Genomic DNA, 25,499 nt, shown 5'->3' on the forward strand with positions numbered 1-25,499 from the left:
GGCGGGGCTGGCGGCAGCGGGCCTATGGCCGCGCCGCAGGAGGGGCCCGCGCTGCCGCATAGCGGCGCGGACGGGGCAGTGCCCGGCGGCGCGCAAGCCGCCGGGGCTGCCGCGGGGCCGGCGCAGCCGGAAGCTCTGGCTGCGTCCAAGAGCAGCCCCCTCATCGTCAGCGATACGCTGAAGGGGCTGCTGATGCAGGTGCTGTCGCGGGACGACGCTCCAGCACCGCTGCTGGACACCGCCCGGCAGCTAGCCAGCCAATTGACCGGGCAGCAGCTATTGCTTACGACGGACCGTACGGCTCCGTTCGCACAAGTCACGCTATTTCTGCCCTTTATCGGGCCGGATGGCGAACAGACGGCGTCCGTGCATATCGAATCAAGGCGTGGCCGCAAAGGGCTACTTGATGCTGACAATTGCCGGCTATGGTTCGATTTGCAAATGAAGGCGCTTGGCCAAATTATGGTCGATGTACAGGTGGCAGACAAGAAGGTGCTGCTCAAGATCTATAGTGAGAATGAACTTGCCGGAGCCTTTCTTGAGTCCCGCCAGGATGAGGTGGAAGCTGCATTGGATTCGGCGGGATACCGCTTGTTAGCTTTGCACGCAGAACCGTTGTTCAAAGCTGTTGAAGAGGACGGAGCCAATGATTTAACAATGTCACAAGCTTACGCGCCCAGCTCATATAGAGGGGTGGACTACCGTGTATGAGTGAGGAGAAATCCCAGGAGCTTCCGCTTTCTATGAAGAAGGCTGTCGCTTTGAAATATGAACCGTCCAAAGGCGATGCACCGATCGTAGCCGCCAAAGGCAGGGGGCTGCTGGCGGAGCGTATCCTGGAGACGGCCAAGGAGCATGGGATTCCGGTTCAGGAGGACCCAGCGCTAGTGGAAGTGTTATCCAAGCTTGATTTGGACCAACAAATCCCGCCAGAGCTTTATAATCTGGTAGCGGAAATACTCACTTTCATTTACCGTTCCGACAAGCAAGCTGAGGAAGAATGGTATTATGAATAATCCAGGGCGCCGTGAAGCAAATTCACGGCGCTTGAATTTTTCATAGTAGATCTGTCTGTTGATCCGGGTTCTGTTGATGACTGTTATCGTTAACGATGGTTTGCATAAACCATTTGCCAGATATCCATTCATAACTTATATTGGATTTAAGTGTAGTTATAGCCTTTATATCCCATAGTCCATGTATACTTTGCTATAGAAGTTATGAAGGGGTCGTTACATATGGGTAATCTGAGAAACGAAAGAACGGGTACAGATGAACGCCAAATTCGTGGCAGGCAGGCGGAAAATATGGCCGCTCTATATTTGCAAAATCAGGGATATAGGATCTTGGCCAGAAATTGGCGCTGCCGGACGGGAGAATTGGATTTAATTGTGACCAAGGAGGAGCAGATTGTTATTGTCGAGGTACGCAGCCGCAGTGGCTACGCGCTAGCCTACGGTTTTCCCTCCGAGTCCATCACTCCGCGCAAAATTCGCAAGGTGCGTGATACCGCTGCCGTCTACTTACTGCAAGCCGATAAACAGACAGCTACAGTCCGCTTTGATGTGATTACAGTTTTGTACCCTGGAGATGGCGAGCCACAGTTAGAGCATTTAAAAGCTGCCTTTTAATATAGAAAGACGCCGGGGTCATTAGAAATTGCGAACGAGGTTTATCCAAGATAAGTGATAAGCGACGAATAATATATGTCTGTTGCCTCTTAACCTAGAATTTTCCGCTACCAACGATCTTGCTCCCTAATCAATGAAAGGCTTTCCAGAACCACAATGGACCGTGGAAATGGAGGCCTTTTTGATTTACAGAATCTCAACTTTGCGCCGATCTAACTGTCGATATTGGATCGCCTCGGCGATATGGGCGGAAGTAATTCGATCCACGCCCTCGAGATCGGCGATCGTACGGGCCAGCTTAATAATCCGATCATAGGCACGCATGCTGAGCCCAAGCGTTTCGAATGAAGCTTCTAGTAAACGGCCCGCTTCTGTGTCAAGGGGAGCGAACTTGCGAAGCATCCGGCCGGATAATTCACTGTTGCGGGTGAATGTGTCATTACGGTAACGATTAAGTTGAATCGCTTCGGCTCTCTCAACGGCAGCACGCATCTTAATTGAAGATAAAGGCTGTACATCGCTTTGCCAATTGGCTGGACGCGGCACTTCAACATGCATATCAATCCGGTCAAGCAGTGGGCCGGATATCTTCTCACGATACTGAGCGATCCTGGCCGGGCTGCAGGTACATGGAGGAAGCGGTGGTTCAGATCCTAAAAATCCGCAGGGGCACGGATTCAAAGAAGCCGCTAACAAAAATCGTGCTGGAAAAGTAAAGGAAGCCCGTGATCTGCTGATCGAGACGACGCGCTCCTCCAACGGTTGGCGCAGCACCTCCAGTACACCCCGTGAAAATTCGGGCAGCTCATCCAGGAATAAGACGCCGTGATGAGCAAGACTGACCTCTCCCGGCTTCGGTATGCTGCCGCCGCCAATCAGCCCAGCCCCTGAAATGGTGTGGTGAGGTGAACGAAAAGGACGTACGCGCATTAAGCCGCTCCCACTCCCTTTTAATTTGCCAGCCGAGCTGTAAATCTTTGTAACTTCCAGAGCTTCCTCTTGGGATAGCGGAGGGAGAATTGTGGGCAGTCTGCGAATGAGCATTGTCTTGCCGGTACCTGGAGGACCGATCAGGACGATATTATGCATGCCTGCCGCTGCGATCATCAGCGCCCGCTTGACATGTTGCTGTCCAAGCACATCGCTATAATCCTCGGCAGATGGCGGGAACAGGACGGGCTCCTCGGTCGCTATCGGGTGATCTTGATGGATCTGTAAATGAGAGAGTGTGGTCAAATACAAGGGGGGTGCTGTTGCTGTGCCCTTTTTATGGGATATCTCCTCTGGAGCAAGCTGCTTTAAATGTCTTAGCCCATAGACATGAACTCCATCCAGCAGCATTGCTTCCGGGGCATTCTCTATTGGTACTAGTACCGAGGTGAAGCCTCGTTTCATCGCCAGATCAACCATAGCCAACACTCCGGGAATCGGGCGAAGCGTGCCATCGAGCGAGAGCTCTCCGAGGATAAGCAGGCGTTCGCCCTCCGGCAGCCGAATTTGCTCGCTTGCTGCCAAGAGTCCGAGTGCGATGGCGAGATCGAAGGCGCTGCCTGCTTTGCGCAGATCGGCTGGCGCAAGATTTATAGTGACTCGTTGCAGTGGAAAGGTGTAGCCGCAGTTTTTTATGGCTGAGCGTACTCTTTCCACAGCTTCGCGCACGGCGGAATCCGGCAATCCGACCAGATTTACTTGAGGAATCCCACCGGACAGATCGACTTCCACCTCAATCAATACCCCATCAATCCCGTAAAGACAAGCGCTGTAAAGCTTTCCGTACATGGACATAACGAAAAACACCTCATTTCCATAATTAGGAGGTTCAGTCGTAAGCTGAGTGATTTACTCGACTTTTACGAACCTTCATTTGACACCAGTTGCCTGGCAATGGAGCCAAATCGAGGGAAAAAAGGTGCTTCCATATTTTCCTGATTATGCTTTGATCGTATCGTAGAAGTTTCTTTTGAGATTGTCAAGCTTTGATGAATAACAATAAAAAACATCACATCATTTTATCGGGTTGATTATCATGATAGACTAGGAATTCATCTCATTTCGCGATGTATTTCATAAGCCTGGATGTGATTCGCTAATACTGCTTGGAAGTGAAAAAGTCGAATATATAAATATTCTAAAATAAAATGGCGATTTTCGGCGGTGAGATGAAAGAAGGTGCGTCACTTTAAATAGTGGGTTGATTTATCTCAAAATGAGATCAAATTGATATAAAAAAGTTGTGTATAAATCATGAACTTTTTAAGGAAAGCGTTTCAAAAACATGATACAATGGTTGGGGTTTCAACGATTTGACCATACCTGTGAGGTTCGTTACTTCGGGTTATGGAACAACTTCTAATACCGCCTGTTGATAGGAGGATTCTAAAGTATGAATATCCATGAATATCAAGGAAAAGAAGTGCTGAAGCAGTATGGAGTCGCCGTTCCGAAGGGACAAGTTGCGTTTACGGTGGAGGAAGCTGTAGAGGCAGCGGCTGCACTGGACAGCCCGGTTGTCGTTGTGAAGGCGCAGATCCATGCTGGCGGACGCGGCAAAGCTGGTGGCGTTAAAGTCGCGAAGAATCTGGAAGAAGTGCGGACTTATGCACAGGAAATTCTCGGCAAGGTACTGGTAACGCATCAGACTGGCCCGGAAGGCAAAGAGGTCAAACGCTTGTTGATCGAAGAAGGTTGCGACATTAAGAAAGAGTATTACATAGGCGTTGTTGTCGACCGTGGAACCGGCAGCGTCGTAATGATGGCGTCGGAAGAAGGCGGTACGGAGATCGAAGAGGTCGCCGCAGCAACTCCGGAGAAAATCTTCAAAGAGGTAGTTGATCCTGCGTTGGGCCTACAGACCTATCAGGCGCGCAGACTGGCTTACGCGATTCACATACCTAATGAACTGGTGAATAAGGCGGTTCAATTCATGATGGCTCTTTATACGGCATTTGTCGACAAGGACTGCTCGATCGCGGAGATCAATCCGCTGGTAGTTACCGGTGACGGCAATGTAATGGCGTTGGACGCTAAATTGAATTTTGATGCCAATGCCCTGTTCCGTCATAAGGATATCCTTGCTTTGCGCGATTTGGAAGAAGAGAACGAGAAGGAGATCGAAGCCTCCAAGTACGATCTTAGCTATATTGCTCTCGACGGAAATATCGGCTGCATGGTTAATGGAGCAGGTCTTGCTATGGCGACGATGGACATCATTAAATATTACGGCGGCGATCCTGCCAACTTCCTTGATGTTGGGGGCGGAGCGACGGCTGAAAAAGTAACCGAAGCCTTTAAGATTATTCTGTCGGACGATAATGTAAAGGGCATTTTTGTTAATATTTTTGGTGGAATTATGAAATGCGACGTTATTGCAGCGGGGATCGTAGAAGCGGCACATCAGGTCGGACTGGATCGTCCGTTGGTGGTACGTCTGGAAGGAACGAATGTAGAGCTGGGCAAGCGTATTCTGGCCGAATCCGACTTAACGATCGTATCGGCGGATTCGATGGCAGACGGCGCTCAGAAGATCGTTGCGCTCGTATCGTAATGTAATCACCTTATCCATAAAGGGGAGGCTTGAAGTATGAGTATTTTAATCGATAAGAATACAAAGGTTATCACCCAGGGGATCACGGGCAAGACTGCGTTGTTCCATGCCAAGGGCGCCTTGAACTACGGGACGCAAATGGTGGGCGGCACATCCCCGGGCAAGGGAGGCACTACGGTCGAGATTGAGCTGGAGAACGGACAAACGGCGAGCTTGCCGGTGTTTAATACAGTAAGAGAGGCGAAGGAAGCGACCGGTGCAACGGCGAGTGTTATCTACGTACCGCCGGCCTTTGCCGCGGATTCGATCCTTGAAGCGGTGGAAGCGGAGCTGGAGCTCGTCATTTGTATCACGGAAGGCATTCCGGTGCTCGATATGGTCAAGGTGAAACGTTACATGGAAGGCAAGAAGACGGTACTGATCGGGCCAAACTGTCCGGGAGTAATTACGCCGGGAGAATGCAAGATCGGGATTATGCCGGGTTATATTCATCTGCCAGGCCATGTGGGCGTTGTATCGCGCAGCGGTACGCTTACCTATGAAGCGGTTCATCAGTTAACAACACGCGGCATCGGGCAATCCAGTGCTGTTGGTATCGGTGGCGATCCGGTTAAAGGCTCGGAATTTATCGATATTTTGCGCCGGTTTAATGAAGATGATAATACCCATGCGGTAATTATGATCGGCGAGATTGGCGGAACGGCTGAAGAGGAAGCGGCGGAATGGATCGCTGAGAATATGACGAAGCCTGTCGTCGGCTTCATCGGTGGGGTTACTGCGCCTCCAGGCAAGAGAATGGGCCATGCGGGTGCAATTATTTCAGGCGGCAAAGGTACGGCCAAAGAAAAGATCGCGAAGCTGGAGCAATGCGGCATTAAGGTCGCTCCGACTCCATCCGAGATGGGGGCAACCTTGGTTGGGGTGCTTGAAGAGCGCGGATTATTAGGCATGTGCACGACACATTAAGAGAGGTAATTCAAAAAGGACGCTTTTGATCACGTAGTTAAGAGGAGAGCTTATTCGACATCGAATCTTGAATTCAGCCGGGCCTTCCGGTGCTCACGTACCCACAACGTACGCTGCGCTCCTCAGTCCCTGGCTTCATTCAACCTTCTCGGTGCTGAAAACCGACCTTTTTGAATCTTTGATTTGGGAGGTAATTCAAAAAGCACGCTTTTGATCACGTAGTTAAGAGAAGAGCTTATTCGGCGGGCCTTCTGGCGTTCCTTTATTTGATTTGCTATAATACTTTAAGCAAGTTTATATTGGTATATTTTAGTTAGTTTAAGGTAAGCAACCTTCTGGGCCAAATGGCAGGGGGTTGCTTTTTTGTCGTTCACGAAACTTATTGAGGATGAATGGGAGGAACGAATGGTGGATAGAAATGAAGTATTGATCGCATTGCATGAAGTGAATGGTCTCGGGTGGAGGCGGATAGAGGAAATCGTTAAGAGAGATAGCGATTGGCAGCACGCTTATCAGTTTAACGCAGCTGATTGGTTGGAAAGAGGACTTGAAGCGGAATTGGCGTTGTGGATGAGCCAGCAATTCACCTTGGATTGGGTAGAAGAAAGACTAGAGCGCATGAAGCGTAAACGGATTAGACCGGTAACTATTTACGATGAGAAATACCCACTATTAATGAAGGAAACGGTTCGGCCCCCCTGGGTTTTATACACAATTGGAAATATGAGGCTGTTATCCGCTTTATCTGTAGCGATTGTTGGCACGCGGCTTCCCACGGCTTACGGACGAAAAGTAGCCGCAGGGTTAACGGAAGGATTATGTGATAGAGGGATCACCGTTGTCAGCGGCATGGCGCGTGGCATTGACGGGGCATGTCATGAAGCCGCGCTTAACTGCGGCGGAAGAACCATCGCCGTATTGGGAACCGCGATCGATATCGCTTACCCGCCTGAACATAACTCCTTATACCGTAGAATCGCCGAGTCCGGATTGATCATTTCGGAATACCCGATGGGCATGAAGGGACATCCGGGCATGTTCCCGCAGCGCAACCGGATCATTGCCGGGATTTCCCGGGGCACAGTCGTTGTCGAGGCGGACGCCCGCAGCGGATCGCTGATTACAGCAGATGCTGCACTTGAGGAGGATCGGGATGTATTTGCAGTGCCCGGCCCAATCACCTCCCCGAAAAGCCGGGGGACGTTGGAATTGCTCAAACAAGGGGCGAAAATGGTCACGGATGTGGACGATATTTTGGAGGAATATCAGGCTTTTTTATCTTACTCGCGTGTGACTACGAAGAGGGTATCAGAAGTTTGTGAGTTGACAGATGAGGAGCAGCGCATTTACGATATGTTGCAGCAGGGGATAAATCATTTTGACGATTTACTGCTGCAAACGTCATGGGATTTTGGACTTTTACATTCAGTTCTGTTATCTTTAATCATGAAAAAAGCGGCGGTCCAGCTGCCGGGTTCTGTTTATAAGATTATATAGTCCATTCCTATCGAAGAGTGGCTTGAACATATGACTATATACAATTGTTGAGAGGAGGATGGATCTGTGGCTGATTCTCTCGTTATCGTGGAGTCGCCTGCAAAGGCGAAGACGATCGGAAAATATTTGGGCAGCAAATACATCGTGAAGGCTTCTATGGGGCATGTTCGCGATTTGCCGAAAAGCCAAACCGGGGTTGACGTGGAAAATGACTTCAATCCCAAATATATAACCATCCGTGGAAAAGGTTCAGTACTGAAGGAATTAAAAGATGCGAGCAAAAAAGTAAAAAATATTTATCTGGCGGCTGACCCCGATCGCGAAGGGGAAGCGATTGCCTGGCATCTTGCCCACGTGCTTGATGTAGATGCCTCGAAGGCCTGCCGCGTTGTATTCAATGAGATTACGAAGCAGGCGGTTAAGGATGCCTTTAAAACGCCGCGCAAGATCAATATGGATCTGGTCAATGCCCAGCAGGCGAGACGAATTCTCGACCGTCTGGTTGGTTATAAGATTAGTCCGTTATTGTGGAAGAAGGTTAAGAAGGGGTTATCCGCTGGCCGTGTACAATCGGTAGCTGTAAAGATTATTTTGGACCGCGAAAATGAAATCTCGGCCTTTGTCCCGGAGGAATATTGGACAATTACAGCTGTCCTGAAAATCGGGGACATTGAATTTGAGGCGAAGTTCTATAAATACCGCGGAGAGAAGCTTGAGCTTGCGAATGAGCAGCAGGTCGAAGAGATTCTCAAAGCGCTGGAAGGCGCCGAGTTCAAGGTTGGTGAAGTGAAGGAGAAGGAGCGTCTTCGTCATCCGGCTGCGCCGTTTACGACGAGTTCCCTGCAGCAGGAAGCGGCCCGCAAGTTGAATTTCCGTGCGGCTAAGACGATGTCTGTTGCCCAGCAATTATATGAAGGCGTTGATTTAGGCAAAGAGGGCACAGTTGGTCTAATTACTTATATGCGTACAGATTCGACGCGGATTGCTGCTTCGGCACAGGAGGAAGCCAAGGAATATATCGTGGATAAGTACGGAGAGAACTACGCTCCGGAAGCTCCGCGGCAATATTCGAAGAAGGCGGCCGGAGCGCAGGATGCCCATGAAGCGATTCGTCCTACCTCGGCACTACGCGACCCGGAATCTGTGAAGTCATTTATGAGCCGTGATCAGTTCCGCTTATATAAACTGATTTGGGAACGATTTATGGCTAGTCAGATGTCTTCTGCGGTGCTGGATACGATGTCCGTTGATATCCCTGCGGGTGAAGTGACTTTCCGGGCCGTTGGCTCGAAGATCCGCTTCCCGGGTTTCATGAAGGTCTATGTGGAAGGTAACGATGACGGAACAACGGAAGACAATAAGTTCCTGCCTCCGCTGAAGACTGGCGATGTGCTGAAGAAGGAAACGATTGATCCGAAGCAGCACTTCACTCAGCCGCCTCCGCGATATAGCGAAGCACGTCTGGTTAAGACGCTTGAAGAGCTTGGCATTGGACGCCCGAGTACGTATGCGCCGACCTTGGAGACGATTCAGAAGCGTGGGTATGTGGCGATTGAAGATAAGAAGTTCATCCCGACCGAATTGGGGGAGCTGGTTCTCGAGCAAATGGAACAGTTCTTCCCGGAAATTCTCAACGTTGAATTTACCGCCCATATGGAGGAAGATCTTGACCATGTCGAGGAAGGCACTGAAGACTGGGTTCGCGTCCTGAGCGAGTTCTATGGGCCGTTTGAGAAGCGGCTGGAAGTTGCGGAGAAAGAGATGAAGGAGATCGAGATCGAAGATGAGGTCTCCGATGAAATCTGCGATAAGTGCGGAAGACCGATGGTCTACAAATTGGGCAGATTCGGCAAGTTTCTCGCCTGCTCTGGATTCCCGGATTGCCGCAATACGAAACCGATCATCAAGGACATCGGAGTAGCCTGTCCGAAATGTAAGGAAGGGCATATTGTTGAGCGCCGCAGTAAAAAGGGCAGAGTGTTCTACGGCTGCGACCGTTATCCGGAGTGCGATTTTGTATCCTGGGATAGGCCATCGCCAATCCCTTGCCCTAAATGTGGATCGCTCCTCATCGAGAAGCGCAATAAGCAGGGCGGGAAGCTGCAATGCACCGCTTGTGATTTTGTACAGGCGATTGAGGAGAACGAAGACGCTGCGGGCGAATAAGACCATACAATTCTAATAAGACATTTACAGCAGCGAATTCTGGGGGGATTTAAGTTGACAGATTCTAGTAGAGTAACCGTCATCGGCGCCGGGTTGGCCGGAAGCGAAGCGGCGTGGCAAATCGCCAGCCGTGGGGTGCCTGTTACTTTGTATGAGATGCGTCCGGTGGTTAAGACACCGGCGCATCATACCGATAAATTTGCCGAACTCGTATGCAGCAACTCGCTGCGAGCGAATGGGCTTACGAACGCTGTAGGGGTATTGAAGGAAGAAATGAGGATGCTGAATTCGCTCGTGCTCGGATCGGCTGATCATAATGCAGTTCCTGCCGGCGGAGCGCTGGCTGTGGACCGCGACGGCTTCTCCGGGGAGATTACGAACACTTTACGCGAGCATCCGCTGATTGAGGTTGTGAACGAAGAAATCACAGAGATTCCGCAAGAGGGGGTCGTAGTCATCGCTACAGGCCCTCTAACTTCGCCGGCTCTCTCCGAGCAGATCAAGGCGTTGACGGGAGAGGATTACTTCTATTTCTACGATGCGGCTGCGCCGATCATTGAGAAAGAATCGATCGATATGAACAAGGTATACCTTGCTTCCCGTTATGATAAGGGAGAGGCCGCCTATTTGAACTGTCCGATGACAGAACAGGAATTTGATGCATTCTATGAAGCGCTTATCACCGCCGAAGTTGCTCAGCTTAAGGAGTTCGAGAAGGAAGTGTATTTTGAAGGCTGTATGCCGATTGAAATCATGATGCGCCGCGGCAAGCAGACCGCGTTATTTGGTCCGATGAAGCCAGTAGGGCTCGTGAACCCGCATACGGGTACGCTCCCCCATGCTGTCGTACAGCTTAGACAGGATAACGCTGCCGGAACGCTCTATAACATGGTTGGCTTCCAGACTCACCTTAAATGGGGCGAGCAAAAGCGCGTCTTCTCGATGATACCTGGTTTGGAAAATGCGGAGTTTGTCCGTTACGGCGTCATGCATCGCAACACATTTATCAACTCACCTCGTTTGATGCTTCCAACCTATCAACTGAAGGAACGCAGAACGCTCTTTTTTGCCGGGCAAATGACCGGTGTGGAGGGATATGTAGAATCCGCAGCTTCGGGTCTCCTTGCCGGCATCAACGCAGCGAGAGTCGCTCTCGGCCAGGAAGGCATCGTCCTGCCTGAAGATACAGCGCTAGGCAGTATGGCCCGGTATATTACAACGGCGGACTTTGAACATTTCCAGCCGATGAATGCGAATTTCGGGCTGTTCCCTAAGCTGGATACAAGGTATCGGAAGAAGGCCGAGAAGAATGAAGCGTTGGCACAGCGTGCGCTGGACAGTCTCCGCTCCTTTATTGCGGCTGAAGGAATGGCATAATTAGACTCTGGCCTTGTCGTGATATATCATAGAGATACGACATAAGATTTACTTTAGGATGGATTTTTTTCGAACCAGCCCTAGAGAGATCCTATATCGTATTGCATAGCGGACATAGCGGCACCCGTCTATGTCCTCCATAGGCTCCGGGCTTTTCGTCGGCCTGGATTGGAGGAGGTAGACGGGTGCTATAATTATCAGATGGAAGGATGCGGTTGTTCATGGTTCCTACTTTTCATGCTACAACAATTTGTGCCGTTCGTCACAACGGAAAGGGAGCAATTGCCGGTGATGGCCAAGTCACGCTTGGCGAGAGTGTCATTATGAAGCAGACCGCCAAGAAGGTCCGTAGATTATATAGAGGACAGGTGCTGGCGGGTTTTGCCGGTTCAGTTGCGGATGCAATAACCTTGTTTGAGAAGTTCGAGGGTAAACTGGAAGAGCACCAGGGGAATTTGCAGAGAGCTGCGGTTGAGCTGGCCAAGGAATGGCGTCAGGATCGCGTGCTGCGCAAGCTGGAGGCTCTTCTGATCGTTATGGACAAAACCGGGATGCTTATGATCTCCGGCGGCGGAGAAGTGATCGAGCCGGACGATGATATTTTAGCGATCGGCTCCGGGGGGAATTATGCCCTATCTGCTGCCCGTGCTCTAAAACGCAATGCCGCGCATATGGAGGCAAAGGATATTGTACGCGAATCGCTGCTGGTCGCATCGGAAATTTGCGTATTTACGAACAATAATATTATCGTTGAAGAACTTTGATGCGGGAGGGATCTTGGATGAATAATCAGAATTTAACACCACGGCAAATCGTAATCGAGTTGGATAAATATATTGTCGGACAGAAGCAAGCCAAGAAATCCGTTGCAGTTGCGCTTCGCAATCGCTATCGCCGCAGCTTGCTCAGCGATGAGGTACAGGACGAGATCGTACCTAAAAACATTCTTATGATCGGACCTACTGGAGTCGGCAAGACCGAGATCGCTCGCCGCCTCGCCAAGCTGGTAGGTGCTCCATTCGTCAAGGTTGAGGCGACGAAGTTTACAGAGGTAGGCTATGTCGGTCGGGATGTTGAATCCATGGTCCGCGACCTGGTGGAGGTTGCTATTCGTACGGTCAAAGCTGAGCGCACAGAGCAGGTGAAGGATAAGGCTGAGGAACTGGCGAATGAAAGACTTGTCCAGATTCTTGTTCCGTCCACTCATAAGTCGAAGGGGGTACGCAACCCATTCGAGATGTTGTTTGGAAATGCCAATCAGAACTCTTCCTCAGGATCAGAACCTCAAGAAGAGGATAGCAGTGAATTGAATGAGAAGCGTCGTCAAGTACGCTTCAAGCTGTTAGCGGGTCAAATGGAGGACGATATCGTTGAGATCGATGTAGAGGACAATACGCCTAACATGTTCGATATGTTCGCTGGCCAAGGCAACGATCAGATGGGCATGAATATGCAGGAGATGTTTGGCAACCTGCTGCCGCATCGGACCAAACGAAGAAAGCTGACGATCAAGGAAGCCAGAAAAGTGCTTACTCAGGAAGAAGCGGCTAAGTTGATTGATCATGATGATCTGACCCAGGAGGCTATCCGCAGGGCCGAACAGTCAGGCATTATTTTTATCGATGAGATCGACAAGGTAGCAAGCCGGGGGCAAGGCTCGGGGCCGGATGTATCTCGGGAAGGGGTGCAACGCGATATTCTGCCTATCGTTGAGGGTTCCACGATTATGACCAAATATGGCCCTGTGAAGACCGATTATGTTCTCTTTATCGCCGCCGGGGCTTTCCATATCGCCAAGCCATCGGATTTGATTCCGGAACTGCAGGGACGATTCCCAATCCGGGTTGAACTGGATAGTCTGACGCTGGACGATTTCGTATCCATTTTGACCGAACCGAAGAATGCCCTTACGAAGCAGTACGCAGATTTGCTGCGTACGGAGAATATCGAGATTGATTTCTCAGATGAGGCTATCCGGGAGATCGCTGCGATTGCAGCTAATGTGAATTCTAATACGGAGAACATCGGGGCGAGAAGACTTCACACGATTCTGGAGAAGCTGCTTGAAGATCTGTCTTTCGAAGCGCCGGAATTGACACTTGACCGAATGACGATTACACCGGAATATGTTAGCAGCAAATTAGGAGATATTGTGAAAGATCGAGATTTAAGCCAATATATTCTTTAATTTTCCATTGACATATAAGACTTGACCCGTATAAAAAGGCCGTTAGACCCAGTATTATTAGGGGGAAACGGCCTTTTTTTATTCTCTAAAGGAGTAATAGAGGGATTCTATAAGACTAGTTACTGTCGATATTTCTCGAAAAACTAGTAAAATTTTAAAATATTGTCAAATTCAAAGCCAATTATTTCAAAGATAGTGCTTTTTTCTTATTGTAATAAAATCGATTCTCCTAGAAACTTATGTTATATGACATGAAGATGTTTTTTTCTACAAACCTACATGAATTGATAAATAATTATCAAAAAAAATGTCGAAAAAAGAGGGAAAGCCATCTGAATGTTGAATACGTACATTTAAGGAAAATATGCGAAATAACAAAGGGGGCGAAATAATGCAACTGTTGAACGGAATAGGGTTTGCTCGGATTGAGTCAGCAGTACAGGCCGCTAATATGCGCCAAAGTGTGCTGGCTAACAATATAGCTAACGAAGATACCCCTTATTTCAAACGTTCAAATGTATCATTTGAGAGTTTGCTACAGCAAGCAAGTGAAGGAGATATGCCAGCTTTGCAGGGCATTCGTACCAATAATAGGCACTTTGTCATAGGTCCTCCCTCAGGTATGCCTGAGCCTGTGGTAACTACAGACAGGACGACAGCCATGAACAACAACATGAATAATGTCGATATTGATAGCGAAATGTCACAGCTTGCCGAGAATCAATTGAGATATAACACCTACATAGAGCAAATTAATTACCAGATTAAAATGAAGCGAAATGCGGTTGAAGGGAGATAACGGGGTTGAAGATCAGCGATAGCTTTAGTATTAGTTCTTCCGCTCTAACGGCGCAGCGTCTTAGAATGGACGTTATATCATCGAATATTGCGAACGCAGAGACGACAAGAGCTGGGGTGGTTGATGGCAAGGCGGTGCCCTATCGAAGAAAAATGGTTGTGCTGGAGCCTAAGCAGCAAACCTTTGGACAAGCCCTGAATACAGCGTTAGACGGCACAGATAAAGCTCAGGGGGTTAAGGTTACGGAGATTAGGGAGGACAGCGCACCTTTCAAGCCGGTCTATAATCCGACTCATCCCGATGCGGATAACGAAGGATATGTATATATGCCGAACGTGGATATTCTCAAAGAAATGGTAGATATGATCTCGGCAACCAGATCTTATGAGGCCAATGTAACAGCACTGAATGCGAGTAAAGCGATGATTACCAAGGCATTGCAAATCGGCAAATAGCATCTTTTATTTTGACTTAAGGAGTGTTGGTCGTTGATACAAAGCATGAATTTTAATACTGTAAAGCCTTTGGAAGGAGTCGAGCAGTACAGTACAGCGGAAGCTAAGGGGAAGACCCCTGCGGAAGCCATGAAGAGCTTTGGCTCGTTCTTGTCGGATGCTCTCGATAATGTAGCCGCGCAAGAACAGAATGTTCAGATATTGAACGACAAGTTCCTGGTCGGTGAAGTAAATGCCGATCAGGTAATGATCGCCTCGGAGCAGGCCTTGTTAAGTTTGCAATTAACTACGCAAGTGCGGAATAAAGTGATTGAGGCATATCAAGAAATCATGCGTACGCAAATTTAATGAAAACTAGCAAGCTTTGGATGAGGTGACGTCGTGAATGAGAGAATTGCCCAGTACCGGGACACATTAACGGGTTACTGGAACCGTTTCAGCAAGAAACAAAAAACGTTGTTAATTTCTACAGTTTCAATAATATTGCTGGCGATTATTCTGCTTACGGTTCAATTTTCTAAAACGGAATATGATGTCGCTTTTACGAATTTGGATTCCTCGGATGCAGCGGGTATTATTACTTATTTGGAATCAAGCGGTGTTCCGTACAAATTGAGCGCGGATGGTTCGAGCATTTCGGTGCCCAGTAAGAATGTAGCTAGAGTGAAGGTCGATATCGGCTCACAAGGGATCGTTCAGAACGGGTCGATCGGGCTGGAATCCTTCAACGAGAACTCTTCGTTGATCGGGATGACGGATAATGAATTCAGTGTGAAGTACAAAAAAGCACTGAATGGCGAGGTAGAGCAACTGCTGAAGAGCATGAAGGGCGTTAATAATGCGAAAGTGCTGATCAATCTGCCAGCGGAAAACGTATTCGCCAGTCCTTCCGAGCAGGAAAAGGCTTCCGCTTCCGTAGTTGTTAGTTTCAAGCCGGGTTATCGCCCGACACAGGAAGCAATCGATGGTTATTTCAATCTAATCAAGACGTCGGTGCCTAATCTGCCGATCGAGAACATCTCCTTGTCCTCCAGCGATGATAACGTGCTGCTTGCTTCGGGAGAAGGGGGGAGCGGAGGCAAGATCGCTTCGCTTACAACGGCTGTTCAGGAAAATATGGCTCTGCAGAAGAAATTCGAGAGCGATGTGCGCCAGAGTGTCAAGCAGTTCCTGTCCAAGCTAACCGGACCGGAAAAGGTCGAAGTGCTGGTAGCCTCTACCCTTAACTTCGATCAGGTTACTCAGAAGGATAATCTAGTAACTCCAGTAGATACAGAGAATATGAAGGGCATCGAAATCAGCGCCCAAAAAATTCAAAAGAGCTATACAGGCCAAGCTGATGGCGTAGGTGGTATAGCTGGAACCGGTGAGCAGGATGTCCCGGGGTATCCATCTGGTGGGACAGGTAACGGTTCTTCTTCAGAAGAGTCGTCATCGACGATAAATTATGAAGTGAATCATATTACAAAGGATATTGTTGCCAGTCCTTATGTGGTGAAGGATTTAACCATTAACGCGGTGGTTGAACCCCCGAACGGACAACAGGCTTTAGACCCTGCTACTGAATCCGCGATCCAGACTATTCTGGCTAATATCGTAGGTTCATATCTTGCAGATTCCGGTACTACATATACAGACGCTGAACTACAACGAAAAGTTGCTGTCTATTCGCAACCATTTCATGGAACTGAGCAAAGCACTTCTGGCCTGAGCCTGTCAAGCCCGCTTGTATGGGGAGTCGGAGCCGCTGCACTGCTGGCGATTGCCGGGATTATTTTCCTGGTTGTCCGCCGGGGCAGAAATCAAGAGATCGAGGAAGAAGAAATTCCAATGCCGCTTACACCGGAGTTTCCTTCCATTAATTTGGAATCAGTCACGAACGAGAACCAAGTGCGCAAACAACTTGAGACACTGGCCAAGAAGAAGCCGGATGAATTTGTCAACTTGCTTCGCACATGGCTGGCTGACGAATAGAGGTGAACGCATTGTCAAAAGGAAATCCTACGGTGCTTACCGGAAGGCAAAAAGCGGCAATTCTGTTAATTACTCTCGGACCAGAAGTGTCCGCGGAAATTTTCAAGCATCTGCGTGAGGAAGAGATTGAACAACTTACGCTTGAAATCGCAAATGTACGCAAGGTTGACAGCGCCGAGAAAGAAATGATTATGACTGAGTTTCACCAGATCTGCCTGGCTCAGGAATACATTTCACAAGGCGGTATCACTTATGCTAAGGAGATTCTGGAGAAGGCGCTTGGCGAGAGCAGGGCGCAGGATATTCTCAATAGGTTAACGGCTACTTTGCAAGTAAGGCCATTTGATTTCGCTCGTAAAGCAGATCCGAATCAAATTCTTAACTTTATTCAAAATGAAAATGCACAGACTATTGCTTTGGTATTGTCATACTTGCAGTTTGAGCAAGCAGCTTCTATATTGTCTTCCCTTCCACAGGAGAAGCAAGCTGAAGTCGCTCGCCGGATTGCAATGATGGATAGTACATCGCCAGAGGTAATATCTCAAGTAGAGCGTGTGCTGGAGCAGAAGCTGTCGGCAACGGTGACTCAGGATTATACGAGCGCTGGCGGCATAGAGTCGATCGTTCAGATCTTGAATGGCGTCGACCGCGGTACAGAGAGGACGATTCTCGATTCCCTGGAGATACAGGATCCGGAACTTGCCGAGGAAATCAAGAAGCGCATGTTCGTATTCGAGGATATCGTCAATATCGACAATCGTTCGATTCAGCGGATTATCCGCGATATCGAAAATGCCGATCTGCAGTTGGCGCTCAAAGTGGCAAGCGAAGAAGTGCGCGAAGCGGTATTTCGCAACATGTCCAAGCGGATGTCCGATACATTCAAGGAAGAAATGGAATATATGGGGCCAGTACGGCTGCGTGACGTGGAAGAAGCTCAGACTCGTATCGTAGCTACTATCCGCAGACTGGAAGAAGCCGGTGAGATCATTATCGCCCGCGGCGGAGGAGATGACATCATTGTCTAATCTGATTAAGGTGTCGCAGTACGTTCCGGTAGATGTTCTTAAGCAGCTGGATTTAGCTAAAACCTACGCTAATCCTGAGGGCGAAGTGCCTGAGGATGAGGCGGCCCCAACCGTCCAAGCAGATGTTGTTTCAGAAGCGGATTTAGCAGCGGAGGAAGCCAGACGGCAAATGCTGGCCGATGCCAAGGATTTTGCTGAACAGCAAGTCAGGGCTGCTTCGGAAGAGGCAGAGAAACTGTTGGCTGAAGCTCGCGAACAGATTGAAGCTTGGTGGCAGGAGAAGCGAGAACAGGATGAACATCTTGTCGAGGCTATTAAGTCGGAGGGCTTCAGCCAGGGGTATGAGGAAGGCAAACTGCAGGCTGAGCAAGAACTGAAGACAAAGATTGATGAGATGATGTATGAAGCGAGTACGGTTCTGCAGCAAGCCTATGTGGAGAAAGAGCGGATCATCCAAGAATCCGAGCCTTTTCTGGTCGAGTTAAGCTGTGCGATTGCCGAGAAGATTATCGACAAGCAGTTGGCGCTTGAACCATCATATACGGTGGATCTGATTAGGAGCAGCTTGGCTCGGAAAAGAGAACAAGGGGAGATTACGCTATGCGTAGCCCCTGCCCAGTTCTCCTTCGTACAAGCTGCGAGAGAAGAACTGACGCTAGCGATCGATTCACAGGCTGAACTCCAGATCCTGCCTGACCCGACTGTGAAGGATCGGGGTTGCGTTATACGATCCGCCTACGGCAGCATCGATGCCAGAATCGATACCCAGCTTGCGGAGATTAAGAAGGAATTGCTGCGTATCTCGCTGCAGACAGAGGAATAGGGGACGAAAAAATGACAACCATTAATCCTTCGCGTTATATCGAGCATCTGAGACAACTTGATCCTGTGCGTGTTAATGGCAAAGTCACACAAGTCATCGGCCTGATGATTGAGTCCGAGGGTCCGGACGCAAGCATCGGCGATGTCTGTTACATATATCCGAATAAATCCTCCCAGCCGCTGATGGCTGAAGTTGTTGGATTCCGCGACAATAAGGTGCTGTTGATGCCGCTAGGAGAATTGCAAGCTATCGGCCCCGGCTGTGACGTAGTTGGGACAGGGAAGCCGCTCACGGTGCAGGTCGGTTCTGAACTGCTAGGCAAGGTGTTGGATGGACTGGGGCAGCCGCTTGATGAATCGCTATTGCCTTCCAGACTAGGTCATTATTCCACTTTCGCCAAGCCGATCAATCCGATGAATCGTCCTCGAGTCGAGGAGCCCATTAGCATCGGTGTTAGAGCGATCGATGGATTGCTTACCATCGGCAAAGGCCAGCGCGTCGGTATCTTCGCTGGTTCAGGGGTCGGGAAAAGTACGCTGATGGGCATGATTGCCCGCAATACTTCAGCGGATGTTAACGTAATTGCACTGATCGGGGAACGGGGCCGCGAGGTGAGGGACTTTATCGAACGCGATCTCGGGCCGGAAGGGTTGGAGCGTTCGGTTGTTGTCGTAGCAACGTCCGACCAGCCGGCACTCATCCGGATGAAGGGGGCGTTAATCGCGACGACGATCGCGGAGTATTTCCGCGACCGTGGGCTGAATGTAATGCTCATGATGGACTCTGTCACACGTTACGCGATGGCGCTTCGTGAAGTCGGGTTGGCCGTCGGCGAACCTCCGGCGATGCGTGGTTATACACCGTCGGTGTTCGCTGCACTTCCCAAGCTTATGGAGCGTGCAGGGACCGGACCGGTTGGTTCGATTACGGCTTTTTACACCGTGCTGGTTGATGGGGACGATATGAATGAACCGATAGCGGATGCCGTGCGTGGGATTCTCGACGGACATATTGTCTTGAACCGCAACATTGCTAATCGGGGACATTTCCCGGCCATAGACATCTTGGCAAGCATCAGTCGTGTAATGAAGGACATTGTGTCCAGGGAACAGAACGATGCCGCCGAGAATTACAAGCGGCTGCTCGCCGTCTACAAGGATTCCGAGGATCTGATTAATATCGGCGCCTACCAGCAAGGCTCCAATGCGGAGATTGATGAAGCGCTAAGCTATATTCAAAGTATTTGGACCTTTTCAAAGCAAAGGGTGGATGAGAAGGTCGTATTGTCAGAAGCGCAGGAGCGTTTAATTTCCGAATTTACTAGGGAGTGACAGATACAAGGATGAGGTTCCGTTATGTCTATCAAAAAGTCGTAGATTTGAAGTCTAATGAGAGAACTCAGGCTGAATGGATGCTTTCTGCTGCGGTTGGCGAACTGGAGGCACAGCGGCGTTCCTTGGAGCAGCTTTTCTTGGATCGCGCGAATACTTTGGCTGAGATACAGTCGGAAATGGAAAACAGGGCTTCGGTCGTTAAGCTGCAGGAGCTGCAGTACTATGCGGATTACTTGGAAGTGTGCATTTCGCAGAAGACCGGTGAGGTAAAACGTGCCGAAATCAATGTTGATAAGAAAAAAACACATTTGACCGGCAAAATGCTTGATGAGAAAGTGTGGCTTAAAGCGAAGGAAAAGGAGCAGCAGAAATTCCAGCACGAGATGCTTCTTCGGGAACAACACGAACTGGACGAGATGGCTACGGTCCGGTTTGCCATGAAAGCCCGCTAATAACGCGTGTTACAAGTAACAGCCTCTATTGGATTAACGGGCATGGGTTACGAAGGAGGGGATAGAAATGGCCAAAAATGAGGTAGAGCTTGACGAACAACTGGAGGAATCAGGCGGAGGGTTCACACGATTTTTGTTCTTCGTGACACCGATTATATTCCTTATTGTTATGCTTACGGTGCTTATGGCACTATTCAATATGAATTTTCGGGATACTTTGTTTGACCTCGGCAAACAAATTCCGATCGTAAAAAATTGGATTCCTGACGAGGGCTCACCTGAAGCAAAGAAGAAAGAGGAGACAAAACTGCAGGAGAAGAGCTCCGAGGCGACAATCAAACAGCTTAAGGAACAACTGGCCAAGCAAGAGTCACAGCTGCAAGAAGCAAACTCAAAGGCTCAAGAGCAATCGGATCAGGTGAAGAAGCTTCAAAACGCTCTGAATTCAGAGCGTGATGTTTCGACTAAAGCCGCCCAGGAAGAGCAAGACGCGAACTACTTGAAGGAAGTCAAGAAGCTGTCGCAAATCTATGCGGAGATGAGTCCAAGTAAGGCAGCAGCGATTTTTGACAAGCTGACGGAGGAAGAAACCCTGCAGATGTTCAGCGTCATGAGCAATGATAGCAAGGTTGCGATACTGGAGAAGATGGACCCGCAAAAAGCGGCTGACATCTCGATCAAACTGAAGGATGTAAAACCTTCTGAAGATCTGAATATCGCTGCTTTGCAATCCAGACTCAAGAAGGAAGCCGAAACCGGCAGCACCGTTGCTAATAAAGGGTTGGATGATGCTCAATTAAGCGCGACGTTCGCATCGATGTCAACGGACTCGGCCGCCAAGCTTATTTTACAGACCTACAAGATCAGCCCTGAAAAATCGCTTAAGATTTTACGAGCAATCAACGATTCGACCCGCTCGAAGATTATGACTGCGATGACAGAGCAAGATGAGAAAGCATCGGTCAAAATCTTGAATCAGCTCGTAGCAAAATAAAGATTCAAGAAGGCCCGGCTGAATTCAAGATTCGAAGTCGAATAAACTTTCAGCTATCGTCGCTTCGTGATCAAAAGTGGACACTTGAAAGGAGGTGAAAAAAATATGAGCCAAACAGTAACCAATCTACTTGCCGGAACCCAAGCGAACTCGATCATTTCCTCCGGAAACAGTAAGGGAACGGCTGCCGTAGACCCGGCGCAATCGTTCAGCCAAGCTATGCTGTCTATGATGGCAGGGGACGGTAAAACTCAGCCAACGCAGCTATTGACCCAATTAAATGCTCTACTAGGTATTACTTCCGAGGCAACTGGCGGGGAAGTTGAGGTTGATCCTGAGGCGGAAGCACTGAACAGCATGTTGGATAACCTGCTTCAGCAGCTTGAGCAACTGGATGAAGCCTTGGCTGACAATCCTGCGTTATTGTCTGCGCTGCAGAGCTGGATGATCCAGGCCCAGCAAATGTTACAGCCCAGCGATTTTGTTCAAGATACAGAGACATTGTCTGCGACCGAAGCCAAGGTGCCTGCACTGGCACAACATGTGGAGACGATAAAATTTGCGCTCCAGGATACATTGCTTCAGCTGGCGGCTGCAAATCTGCAATCCAAGTTAGCAGGCCTAAGTGGCAACGGTGCTCAATCCTTTGAGAATTTACTGGGTTCTCTGAAGAGTATTCTGGCGGGAGCTGGATTAACCGGCGACTTGAAGGGCACAGATGCTCAGCACGGACGATTTACTGTCTCGAATAAAGCGGAAAATGGACTCTCTCAGCTGGCTGCGGATACAAGTCTACGAGTAGATTCAGGTCAAAGTAAAGTTACCAAGGCGAATGAGGTCATCCCTTCAGCTCATCTGGCACGCGCCGTTGATTTAACTGCGGCAGAGGCAACAATAACGAGTGGACGCGTACTCGAAGGTGCCGAGCAGTCGGGTTCTGGATATAACACGGCGGATGATCTGTCCAACTTCCAGCTGGGACATGTCATGACTGCAGGCCAACTTGCTCTTCGCGATGCGGGAACGGCCCAACTTACGGTCAAAGCACCACCAGTTCCTGTGGAGAACTTCGGCAAAGAAGTCGGCCAATTTCTGATTAATAAGCTGGACATTATTAAGACTCAAGGGATGTCTGAAGCAAGAATTTCCTTGAACCCTCAGCATCTCGGCAGTGTGGATGTCCAAATTAAGATGCAGAACGGTCAACTGGTAGCACAGTTTATTACGGAGCACGCTTTTGCCAAGGAGTCATTGGAAGCGCAGATGTCACAGCTTCGTTCGGCATTGCAAGCCCAGGGGCTTCAGGTAAGCAAGCTGGAGGTAACCCAGAATACATCCCTTTCTTCGCATATGTATCATGATGGACGACAGCCAGGCAGCGGAAGCAGCGGGCAGCAGCAAAGCAAGCGGCGTGATGTGACCGTCTCTGAGGAAGAATTGCTGTCAGTCTATGACCTGAATGAAGAATGGAATGACTGGATCAGCGAAGTGCGAGCGAAAGAATTGAATATGGGCAGCTCCTTCGTAGCGAGAGCATAAGAGAGGAGGTAAGCAAATGGCAGACGTAGTAACGTCAAAGGTCATGTGGCCGAATTACTCGGCTGAGAATGTGGCCAAAGCAAGCAAGCTCGATAACTCCTTGGGCAAAGACTCCTTTCTCAAATTGCTAATTACGCAAATGGGGAATCAGGACCCGTTATCTCCGATGGATAATAAGGATACAATCGCTCAATTGGCGCAATTCACTTCAGTAGAGCAATTGATCAATATATCTGATCAGCTTGCGGTTATGAGCCAGTCGCTCGGCAACACTTCCGGGCTGATCGGGAAGGTCGTTAGCTGGAATACATCGACTTCTACCGGAGAGTACGATATAGCAACTGGTAAACCATCGATTAAATCGGAAAAGGCTAGCGGCATCGTTGAGGCAGTTATTGTTCGTAGCGGTGAAATGTATCTCAAGGTAGGCAATCAGGAGATTGAAGTATCCAAGATTGAGAGAGTGGAGAATCCGCAAGAAGCGGAGAATCCTTCTACAGAAGATCCACCACCTGTTGAGACTGCTCCGGAGGATCCTTCCACTGGACAAGGGGCTGAGACAGAATGAATGAACCTATGCGCGTAGGTAATCTATATCCTGGCATCGTTCATCCAGGTGCTTTACAGCAGCCGAAGAATCATATCGGGGGCAACACTCAATCTCAAGGGAATTCCTTTAAGGAACTGTTCCAGGACGAGTTATTCCGTTTGAGCAACCATGCGGTCAAGCGTCTGGAGCAGCGGGGAATAGAACTGGAGCCTGAACAGATCAGCAAGATCAATTCGGCCATCGATCGTGCAGCGGCCAAGGGAGCCAAGGATTCATTAATATTAATGAAGGATATGGCATTGATCGTTAATGTTCAGAACCGAACCGTTGTCACCGCGATGGACAAGAACAGTATGCAGGATAATGTGTTTACTCAGATAGATAGTGCAGTAGTAATCTCTTAAATTGGCTGGCCCGGATTCGGAGAGCCAAGCAGATGCCGCAGATCGACGGAAGCGGCTCTAACAACTATCAATAACGGGAGGAATGTATCAATGTTAAGATCGATGTACTCTGGCGTGTCCGGGATGCGCGGGTTTCAGACGAAACTTGACGTAATCGGCAACAATATCGCCAACGTGAATACAGTTGGCTTCAAAGCTGGACGCGTAATGTTCAAGGATATCATGAGTCAGACGGTATCCGGGGTCACTGCACCAAACGAAGGGGAAAACGGTGGCGTAAATGCCAAGCAAATCGGCCTTGGTGTATCTATCGGTTCGATCGATACAATGCATACCGGAGGAAGCGCAATGACAACCAATAATCCGCTGGATCTGCGGATTGATGGGGACGGATTTTTCCTCGTAAAATTGTCTCCTGATCAGGAAGTTCCATTCCTGACGAGAGCAGGGGACTTCCATCTGGATGCAGCTCGTCAATTGGTTACTTCCGATGGATTGCTTGTCTGCGATGCCGGTGGCGAGGTGCTCGAGCCGATCGGCGAGGATGTAACGGCCTTCTCAATTGCTGCTGACGGAACGATTGTACAGAAGATGAATACGGGAGAGACGGAGGCAGGCGCTCAAATCGGCGTTGCCAAGGTTACGAACCCAGAGGGACTCGAGAAGATTGGTGGCAATCTGTATCGTGTTACGCTGAACGCCATTGCTGATGGGGAGCTTGAGCCGACAACGGCCAATAACGCTGAGTTGGGCACAGGTTCAATTATCTCTGGACAATTGGAAATGTCCAACGTCGATTTGACGGGTGAATTCACAGAGATGATTGTCGCTCAGCGCGGATTCCAGGCAAACTCCCGAATTATTACGACTTCCGACGAAGTCTTGCAAGAAGTTGTTAACCTGAAACGCTAAACCTAGCATAACGGGGGAGGGAGCTCCCTTCCCCGACTTACCGGATGCACCTGCAGGTTATACAGGGAGAATGAGCGACTTACGGTTAAGACGGGAGGTTAATAATGATTTATGTCACACGCTTGAACGGCTCGCAAATGTGGCTTAATGCCTTGATGATCGAGACTGTCGAGGAAACACCCGATACATACGTAACCTTGGTTACTGGTAAGCGTATTATAGTGCTGGAGAAGGCGGCTGAGGTCATTACGATGGTTAAAAATTACTATAGTGAAATCGGCATCCACGCAGCATCCATAAAAGTGCAACAAACGGAGGAATTGTCATGAAGAAAATGGCGCCTTGGCTAATTACTATTTTACTAGCCATTACACTAATTGTACTAGCCGCCTTTCTGCTAATGAATCAAATTACGAGCCCTGACCGGAGCAGTGAAGTGAAGAACGCAGTAGGAAATGTGGCAGTGCCGAAGTCTCTATCTGCGGATGAGATTGTACAGGTCACGTCCACGATTGAGGGAATCAAGACGAACCTATCGGATGCAGGCTACGTTGTTGGAATGGACTTTGCATTCCAAATGGATAGTGCTACAACGAAGGAAGCTTTCGACAAGATCAAGGATTATAAAATTAAACCGATCATCATCAAGACTTTGGCCGATACCAAGCCGGATGAATTGACTGGAGCGAAGGGAAAAGACAATTTGAGCTCCAAATTGTTGAACCTAATCAATAAGTCATTGCCGGAAGGAAAATTGATTCAAATCGATATCACAAACTTTATTATGCAGCCGATCTTCTAGTATTGGCGGAATCTCTACTACTAGTTGATATTGATAGAATTACTTTTCTTTGGAGGGGGTGAGA

Annotated in this window: 25 protein-coding genes and 1 pseudogene; 25 read left to right on the top strand and 1 reads right to left on the bottom strand. The window is 49.1% G+C overall.

The features are described from left to right. From DMN77_RS01975 to DMN77_RS01985, 3 genes and pseudogenes are all read left to right on the top strand, one after another. Positions 1-711 (top strand): annotated as a pseudogene (locus tag DMN77_RS01975) (flagellar hook-length control protein FliK); the annotation flags it as partial. Further along, on the top strand, positions 708-1,016 hold the full coding sequence (locus DMN77_RS01980) for an EscU/YscU/HrcU family type III secretion system export apparatus switch protein (protein ID WP_068780697.1): 309 nt from the start codon (positions 708-710) through the stop codon (positions 1,014-1,016). The pseudogene DMN77_RS01975 and the gene DMN77_RS01980, both read left to right, overlap by 4 nt. 222 nt (positions 1,017-1,238) lie before the next feature. Continuing rightward, positions 1,239-1,631 carry a YraN family protein gene (locus DMN77_RS01985; protein ID WP_068780698.1) on the top strand — a complete coding sequence of 131 codons (393 nt, stop codon included), beginning with the start codon at positions 1,239-1,241 and terminating at the stop codon, positions 1,629-1,631. A 186-nt stretch (positions 1,632-1,817) separates the two neighbouring features. Here the strand turns inward: DMN77_RS01985 and DMN77_RS01990 are convergent, their stop codons facing one another. Then, on the bottom strand, positions 1,818-3,410 hold the full coding sequence (locus tag DMN77_RS01990) for a YifB family Mg chelatase-like AAA ATPase (protein ID WP_068780946.1): 1,593 nt from the start codon (positions 3,408-3,410) through the stop codon (positions 1,818-1,820). 604 nt (positions 3,411-4,014) lie between these two features. Between DMN77_RS01990 and sucC the strand changes: the two genes are divergently transcribed. From sucC to DMN77_RS02100, 22 genes are all read left to right on the top strand, one after another. Beyond that, positions 4,015-5,175 carry an ADP-forming succinate--CoA ligase subunit beta gene (gene sucC / locus DMN77_RS01995; protein WP_068780699.1) on the top strand — a complete coding sequence of 387 codons (1,161 nt, stop codon included), beginning with the start codon at positions 4,015-4,017 and terminating at the stop codon, positions 5,173-5,175. A gap of 36 nt (positions 5,176-5,211) precedes the next feature. Continuing rightward, positions 5,212-6,141: a succinate--CoA ligase subunit alpha gene (gene sucD, locus DMN77_RS02000; RefSeq protein ID WP_179013318.1), complete on the top strand. Its 930-nt coding sequence runs from the start codon at positions 5,212-5,214 to the stop codon at positions 6,139-6,141. A gap of 405 nt (positions 6,142-6,546) precedes the next feature. Continuing rightward, positions 6,547-7,638: a DNA-processing protein DprA gene (dprA, locus tag DMN77_RS02005; RefSeq protein ID WP_218652841.1), complete on the top strand. Its 1,092-nt coding sequence runs from the start codon at positions 6,547-6,549 to the stop codon at positions 7,636-7,638. Positions 7,639-7,704: 66 nt separating this feature from the next. Then, on the top strand, positions 7,705-9,804 hold the full coding sequence (gene topA / locus DMN77_RS02010; RefSeq protein WP_068780701.1) for a type I DNA topoisomerase: 2,100 nt from the start codon (positions 7,705-7,707) through the stop codon (positions 9,802-9,804). 39 nt (positions 9,805-9,843) lie between these two features. Next, entirely contained in the window at positions 9,844-11,181 is a 1,338-nt protein-coding gene (gene trmFO / locus DMN77_RS02015; protein WP_148466584.1) for an FADH(2)-oxidizing methylenetetrahydrofolate--tRNA-(uracil(54)-C(5))-methyltransferase TrmFO, read from the top strand. 221 nt (positions 11,182-11,402) lie between these two features. Next, positions 11,403-11,945 (top strand): ATP-dependent protease subunit HslV, encoded by a 543-nt coding sequence (hslV, locus tag DMN77_RS02020; RefSeq protein ID WP_068780948.1) that lies wholly within the window; start codon positions 11,403-11,405, stop codon positions 11,943-11,945. A 17-nt stretch (positions 11,946-11,962) separates the two neighbouring features. Beyond that, positions 11,963-13,369, top strand: a complete 1,407-nt coding sequence (hslU, locus tag DMN77_RS02025) for an ATP-dependent protease ATPase subunit HslU (protein ID WP_068780703.1) — start codon at positions 11,963-11,965, stop codon at positions 13,367-13,369. A gap of 391 nt (positions 13,370-13,760) precedes the next feature. Then, positions 13,761-14,168, top strand: a complete 408-nt coding sequence (gene flgB / locus DMN77_RS02030; RefSeq protein ID WP_068780704.1) for a flagellar basal body rod protein FlgB — start codon at positions 13,761-13,763, stop codon at positions 14,166-14,168. Between the two features lie 5 nt (positions 14,169-14,173). Then, a complete protein-coding gene (gene flgC / locus DMN77_RS02035; protein ID WP_068780705.1) occupies positions 14,174-14,623 on the top strand; it encodes a flagellar basal body rod protein FlgC in 450 nt (149 codons plus the stop codon). A 33-nt stretch (positions 14,624-14,656) separates the two neighbouring features. Next, positions 14,657-14,971, top strand: coding sequence for a flagellar hook-basal body complex protein FliE (gene fliE / locus DMN77_RS02040; RefSeq protein ID WP_068780706.1), 315 nt, complete (start codon positions 14,657-14,659; stop codon positions 14,969-14,971). Between the two features lie 33 nt (positions 14,972-15,004). Next, positions 15,005-16,597 (top strand): flagellar basal-body MS-ring/collar protein FliF, encoded by a 1,593-nt coding sequence (gene fliF / locus DMN77_RS02045; RefSeq protein WP_068780707.1) that lies wholly within the window; start codon positions 15,005-15,007, stop codon positions 16,595-16,597. Positions 16,598-16,608: 11 nt separating this feature from the next. After that, positions 16,609-17,625, top strand: a complete 1,017-nt coding sequence (fliG, locus tag DMN77_RS02050; protein ID WP_068780708.1) for a flagellar motor switch protein FliG — start codon at positions 16,609-16,611, stop codon at positions 17,623-17,625. Further along, entirely contained in the window at positions 17,618-18,448 is an 831-nt protein-coding gene (locus DMN77_RS02055; RefSeq protein WP_179013320.1) for a FliH/SctL family protein, read from the top strand. Before fliG ends, DMN77_RS02055 begins: the two co-directional genes overlap by 8 nt. Positions 18,449-18,459: 11 nt before the next feature. Then, positions 18,460-19,779, top strand: a complete 1,320-nt coding sequence (fliI, locus tag DMN77_RS02060; protein ID WP_068780710.1) for a flagellar protein export ATPase FliI — start codon at positions 18,460-18,462, stop codon at positions 19,777-19,779. 11 nt (positions 19,780-19,790) lie between these two features. After that, positions 19,791-20,234, top strand: coding sequence for a flagellar export protein FliJ (fliJ, locus tag DMN77_RS02065; protein ID WP_179013321.1), 444 nt, complete (start codon positions 19,791-19,793; stop codon positions 20,232-20,234). 67 nt (positions 20,235-20,301) lie between these two features. Next, positions 20,302-21,228: a MotE family protein gene (locus DMN77_RS02070; protein ID WP_068780712.1), complete on the top strand. Its 927-nt coding sequence runs from the start codon at positions 20,302-20,304 to the stop codon at positions 21,226-21,228. Positions 21,229-21,333: 105 nt separating this feature from the next. Beyond that, positions 21,334-22,767 carry a flagellar hook-length control protein FliK gene (locus DMN77_RS02075; protein ID WP_179013322.1) on the top strand — a complete coding sequence of 478 codons (1,434 nt, stop codon included), beginning with the start codon at positions 21,334-21,336 and terminating at the stop codon, positions 22,765-22,767. Between the two features lie 16 nt (positions 22,768-22,783). Beyond that, positions 22,784-23,335, top strand: coding sequence for a flagellar hook assembly protein FlgD (locus DMN77_RS02080; RefSeq protein WP_069188356.1), 552 nt, complete (start codon positions 22,784-22,786; stop codon positions 23,333-23,335). Further along, positions 23,332-23,721: a TIGR02530 family flagellar biosynthesis protein gene (locus tag DMN77_RS02085; protein WP_068780714.1), complete on the top strand. Its 390-nt coding sequence runs from the start codon at positions 23,332-23,334 to the stop codon at positions 23,719-23,721. The genes DMN77_RS02080 and DMN77_RS02085 overlap by 4 nt, the downstream gene beginning before the upstream one ends. 90 nt (positions 23,722-23,811) lie before the next feature. Beyond that, positions 23,812-24,633 (top strand): flagellar basal body rod protein FlgG, encoded by an 822-nt coding sequence (gene flgG / locus DMN77_RS02090; protein WP_068780715.1) that lies wholly within the window; start codon positions 23,812-23,814, stop codon positions 24,631-24,633. A 104-nt stretch (positions 24,634-24,737) separates the two neighbouring features. After that, the gene (locus tag DMN77_RS02095; protein ID WP_068780716.1) at positions 24,738-24,962 is read left to right on the top strand and encodes a flagellar FlbD family protein; all 225 of its coding nucleotides are present in this window, start codon (positions 24,738-24,740) and stop codon (positions 24,960-24,962) included. Beyond that, positions 24,959-25,435 (top strand): flagellar basal body-associated FliL family protein, encoded by a 477-nt coding sequence (locus DMN77_RS02100; RefSeq protein WP_068780717.1) that lies wholly within the window; start codon positions 24,959-24,961, stop codon positions 25,433-25,435. Before DMN77_RS02095 ends, DMN77_RS02100 begins: the two co-directional genes overlap by 4 nt. Positions 25,436-25,499: the final 64 nt, after the last annotated feature.

The organism is Paenibacillus sp. 79R4 (assembly GCF_013393165.1).
In the GTDB taxonomy this organism is placed as follows: Bacteria; Bacillota; Bacilli; order Paenibacillales; family Paenibacillaceae; genus Fontibacillus.

Excerpts from the sequence above, each read along its gene's own strand:
- fliJ (WP_179013321.1), top strand. The coding sequence starts at position 19,791 with ATGAGGTTCCGTTATGTCTATCAAAAAGTCGTAGATTTGAAGTCTAAT.
- DMN77_RS01985 (WP_068780698.1), top strand. The coding sequence starts at position 1,239 with ATGGGTAATCTGAGAAACGAAAGAACGGGTACAGATGAACGCCAAATT.
- DMN77_RS02085 (WP_068780714.1), top strand. The coding sequence starts at position 23,332 with ATGAATGAACCTATGCGCGTAGGTAATCTATATCCTGGCATCGTTCAT.
- DMN77_RS02070 (WP_068780712.1), top strand. The coding sequence starts at position 20,302 with ATGGCCAAAAATGAGGTAGAGCTTGACGAACAACTGGAGGAATCAGGC.
- DMN77_RS01980 (WP_068780697.1), top strand. The coding sequence starts at position 708 with ATGAGTGAGGAGAAATCCCAGGAGCTTCCGCTTTCTATGAAGAAGGCT.
- DMN77_RS02075 (WP_179013322.1), top strand. The coding sequence starts at position 21,334 with ATGAGCCAAACAGTAACCAATCTACTTGCCGGAACCCAAGCGAACTCG.
- DMN77_RS01990 (WP_068780946.1), bottom strand. The coding sequence starts at position 3,410 with ATGTACGGAAAGCTTTACAGCGCTTGTCTTTACGGGATTGATGGGGTA.
- DMN77_RS02100 (WP_068780717.1), top strand. The coding sequence starts at position 24,959 with ATGAAGAAAATGGCGCCTTGGCTAATTACTATTTTACTAGCCATTACA.
- hslV (WP_068780948.1), top strand. The coding sequence starts at position 11,403 with ATGGTTCCTACTTTTCATGCTACAACAATTTGTGCCGTTCGTCACAAC.
- dprA (WP_218652841.1), top strand. The coding sequence starts at position 6,547 with ATGGTGGATAGAAATGAAGTATTGATCGCATTGCATGAAGTGAATGGT.
- sucD (WP_179013318.1), top strand. The coding sequence starts at position 5,212 with ATGAGTATTTTAATCGATAAGAATACAAAGGTTATCACCCAGGGGATC.
- flgB (WP_068780704.1), top strand. The coding sequence starts at position 13,761 with ATGCAACTGTTGAACGGAATAGGGTTTGCTCGGATTGAGTCAGCAGTA.
- DMN77_RS02095 (WP_068780716.1), top strand. The coding sequence starts at position 24,738 with ATGATTTATGTCACACGCTTGAACGGCTCGCAAATGTGGCTTAATGCC.
- DMN77_RS02080 (WP_069188356.1), top strand. The coding sequence starts at position 22,784 with ATGGCAGACGTAGTAACGTCAAAGGTCATGTGGCCGAATTACTCGGCT.
- flgG (WP_068780715.1), top strand. The coding sequence starts at position 23,812 with ATGTTAAGATCGATGTACTCTGGCGTGTCCGGGATGCGCGGGTTTCAG.
- fliI (WP_068780710.1), top strand. The coding sequence starts at position 18,460 with ATGACAACCATTAATCCTTCGCGTTATATCGAGCATCTGAGACAACTT.
- sucC (WP_068780699.1), top strand. The coding sequence starts at position 4,015 with ATGAATATCCATGAATATCAAGGAAAAGAAGTGCTGAAGCAGTATGGA.
- hslU (WP_068780703.1), top strand. The coding sequence starts at position 11,963 with ATGAATAATCAGAATTTAACACCACGGCAAATCGTAATCGAGTTGGAT.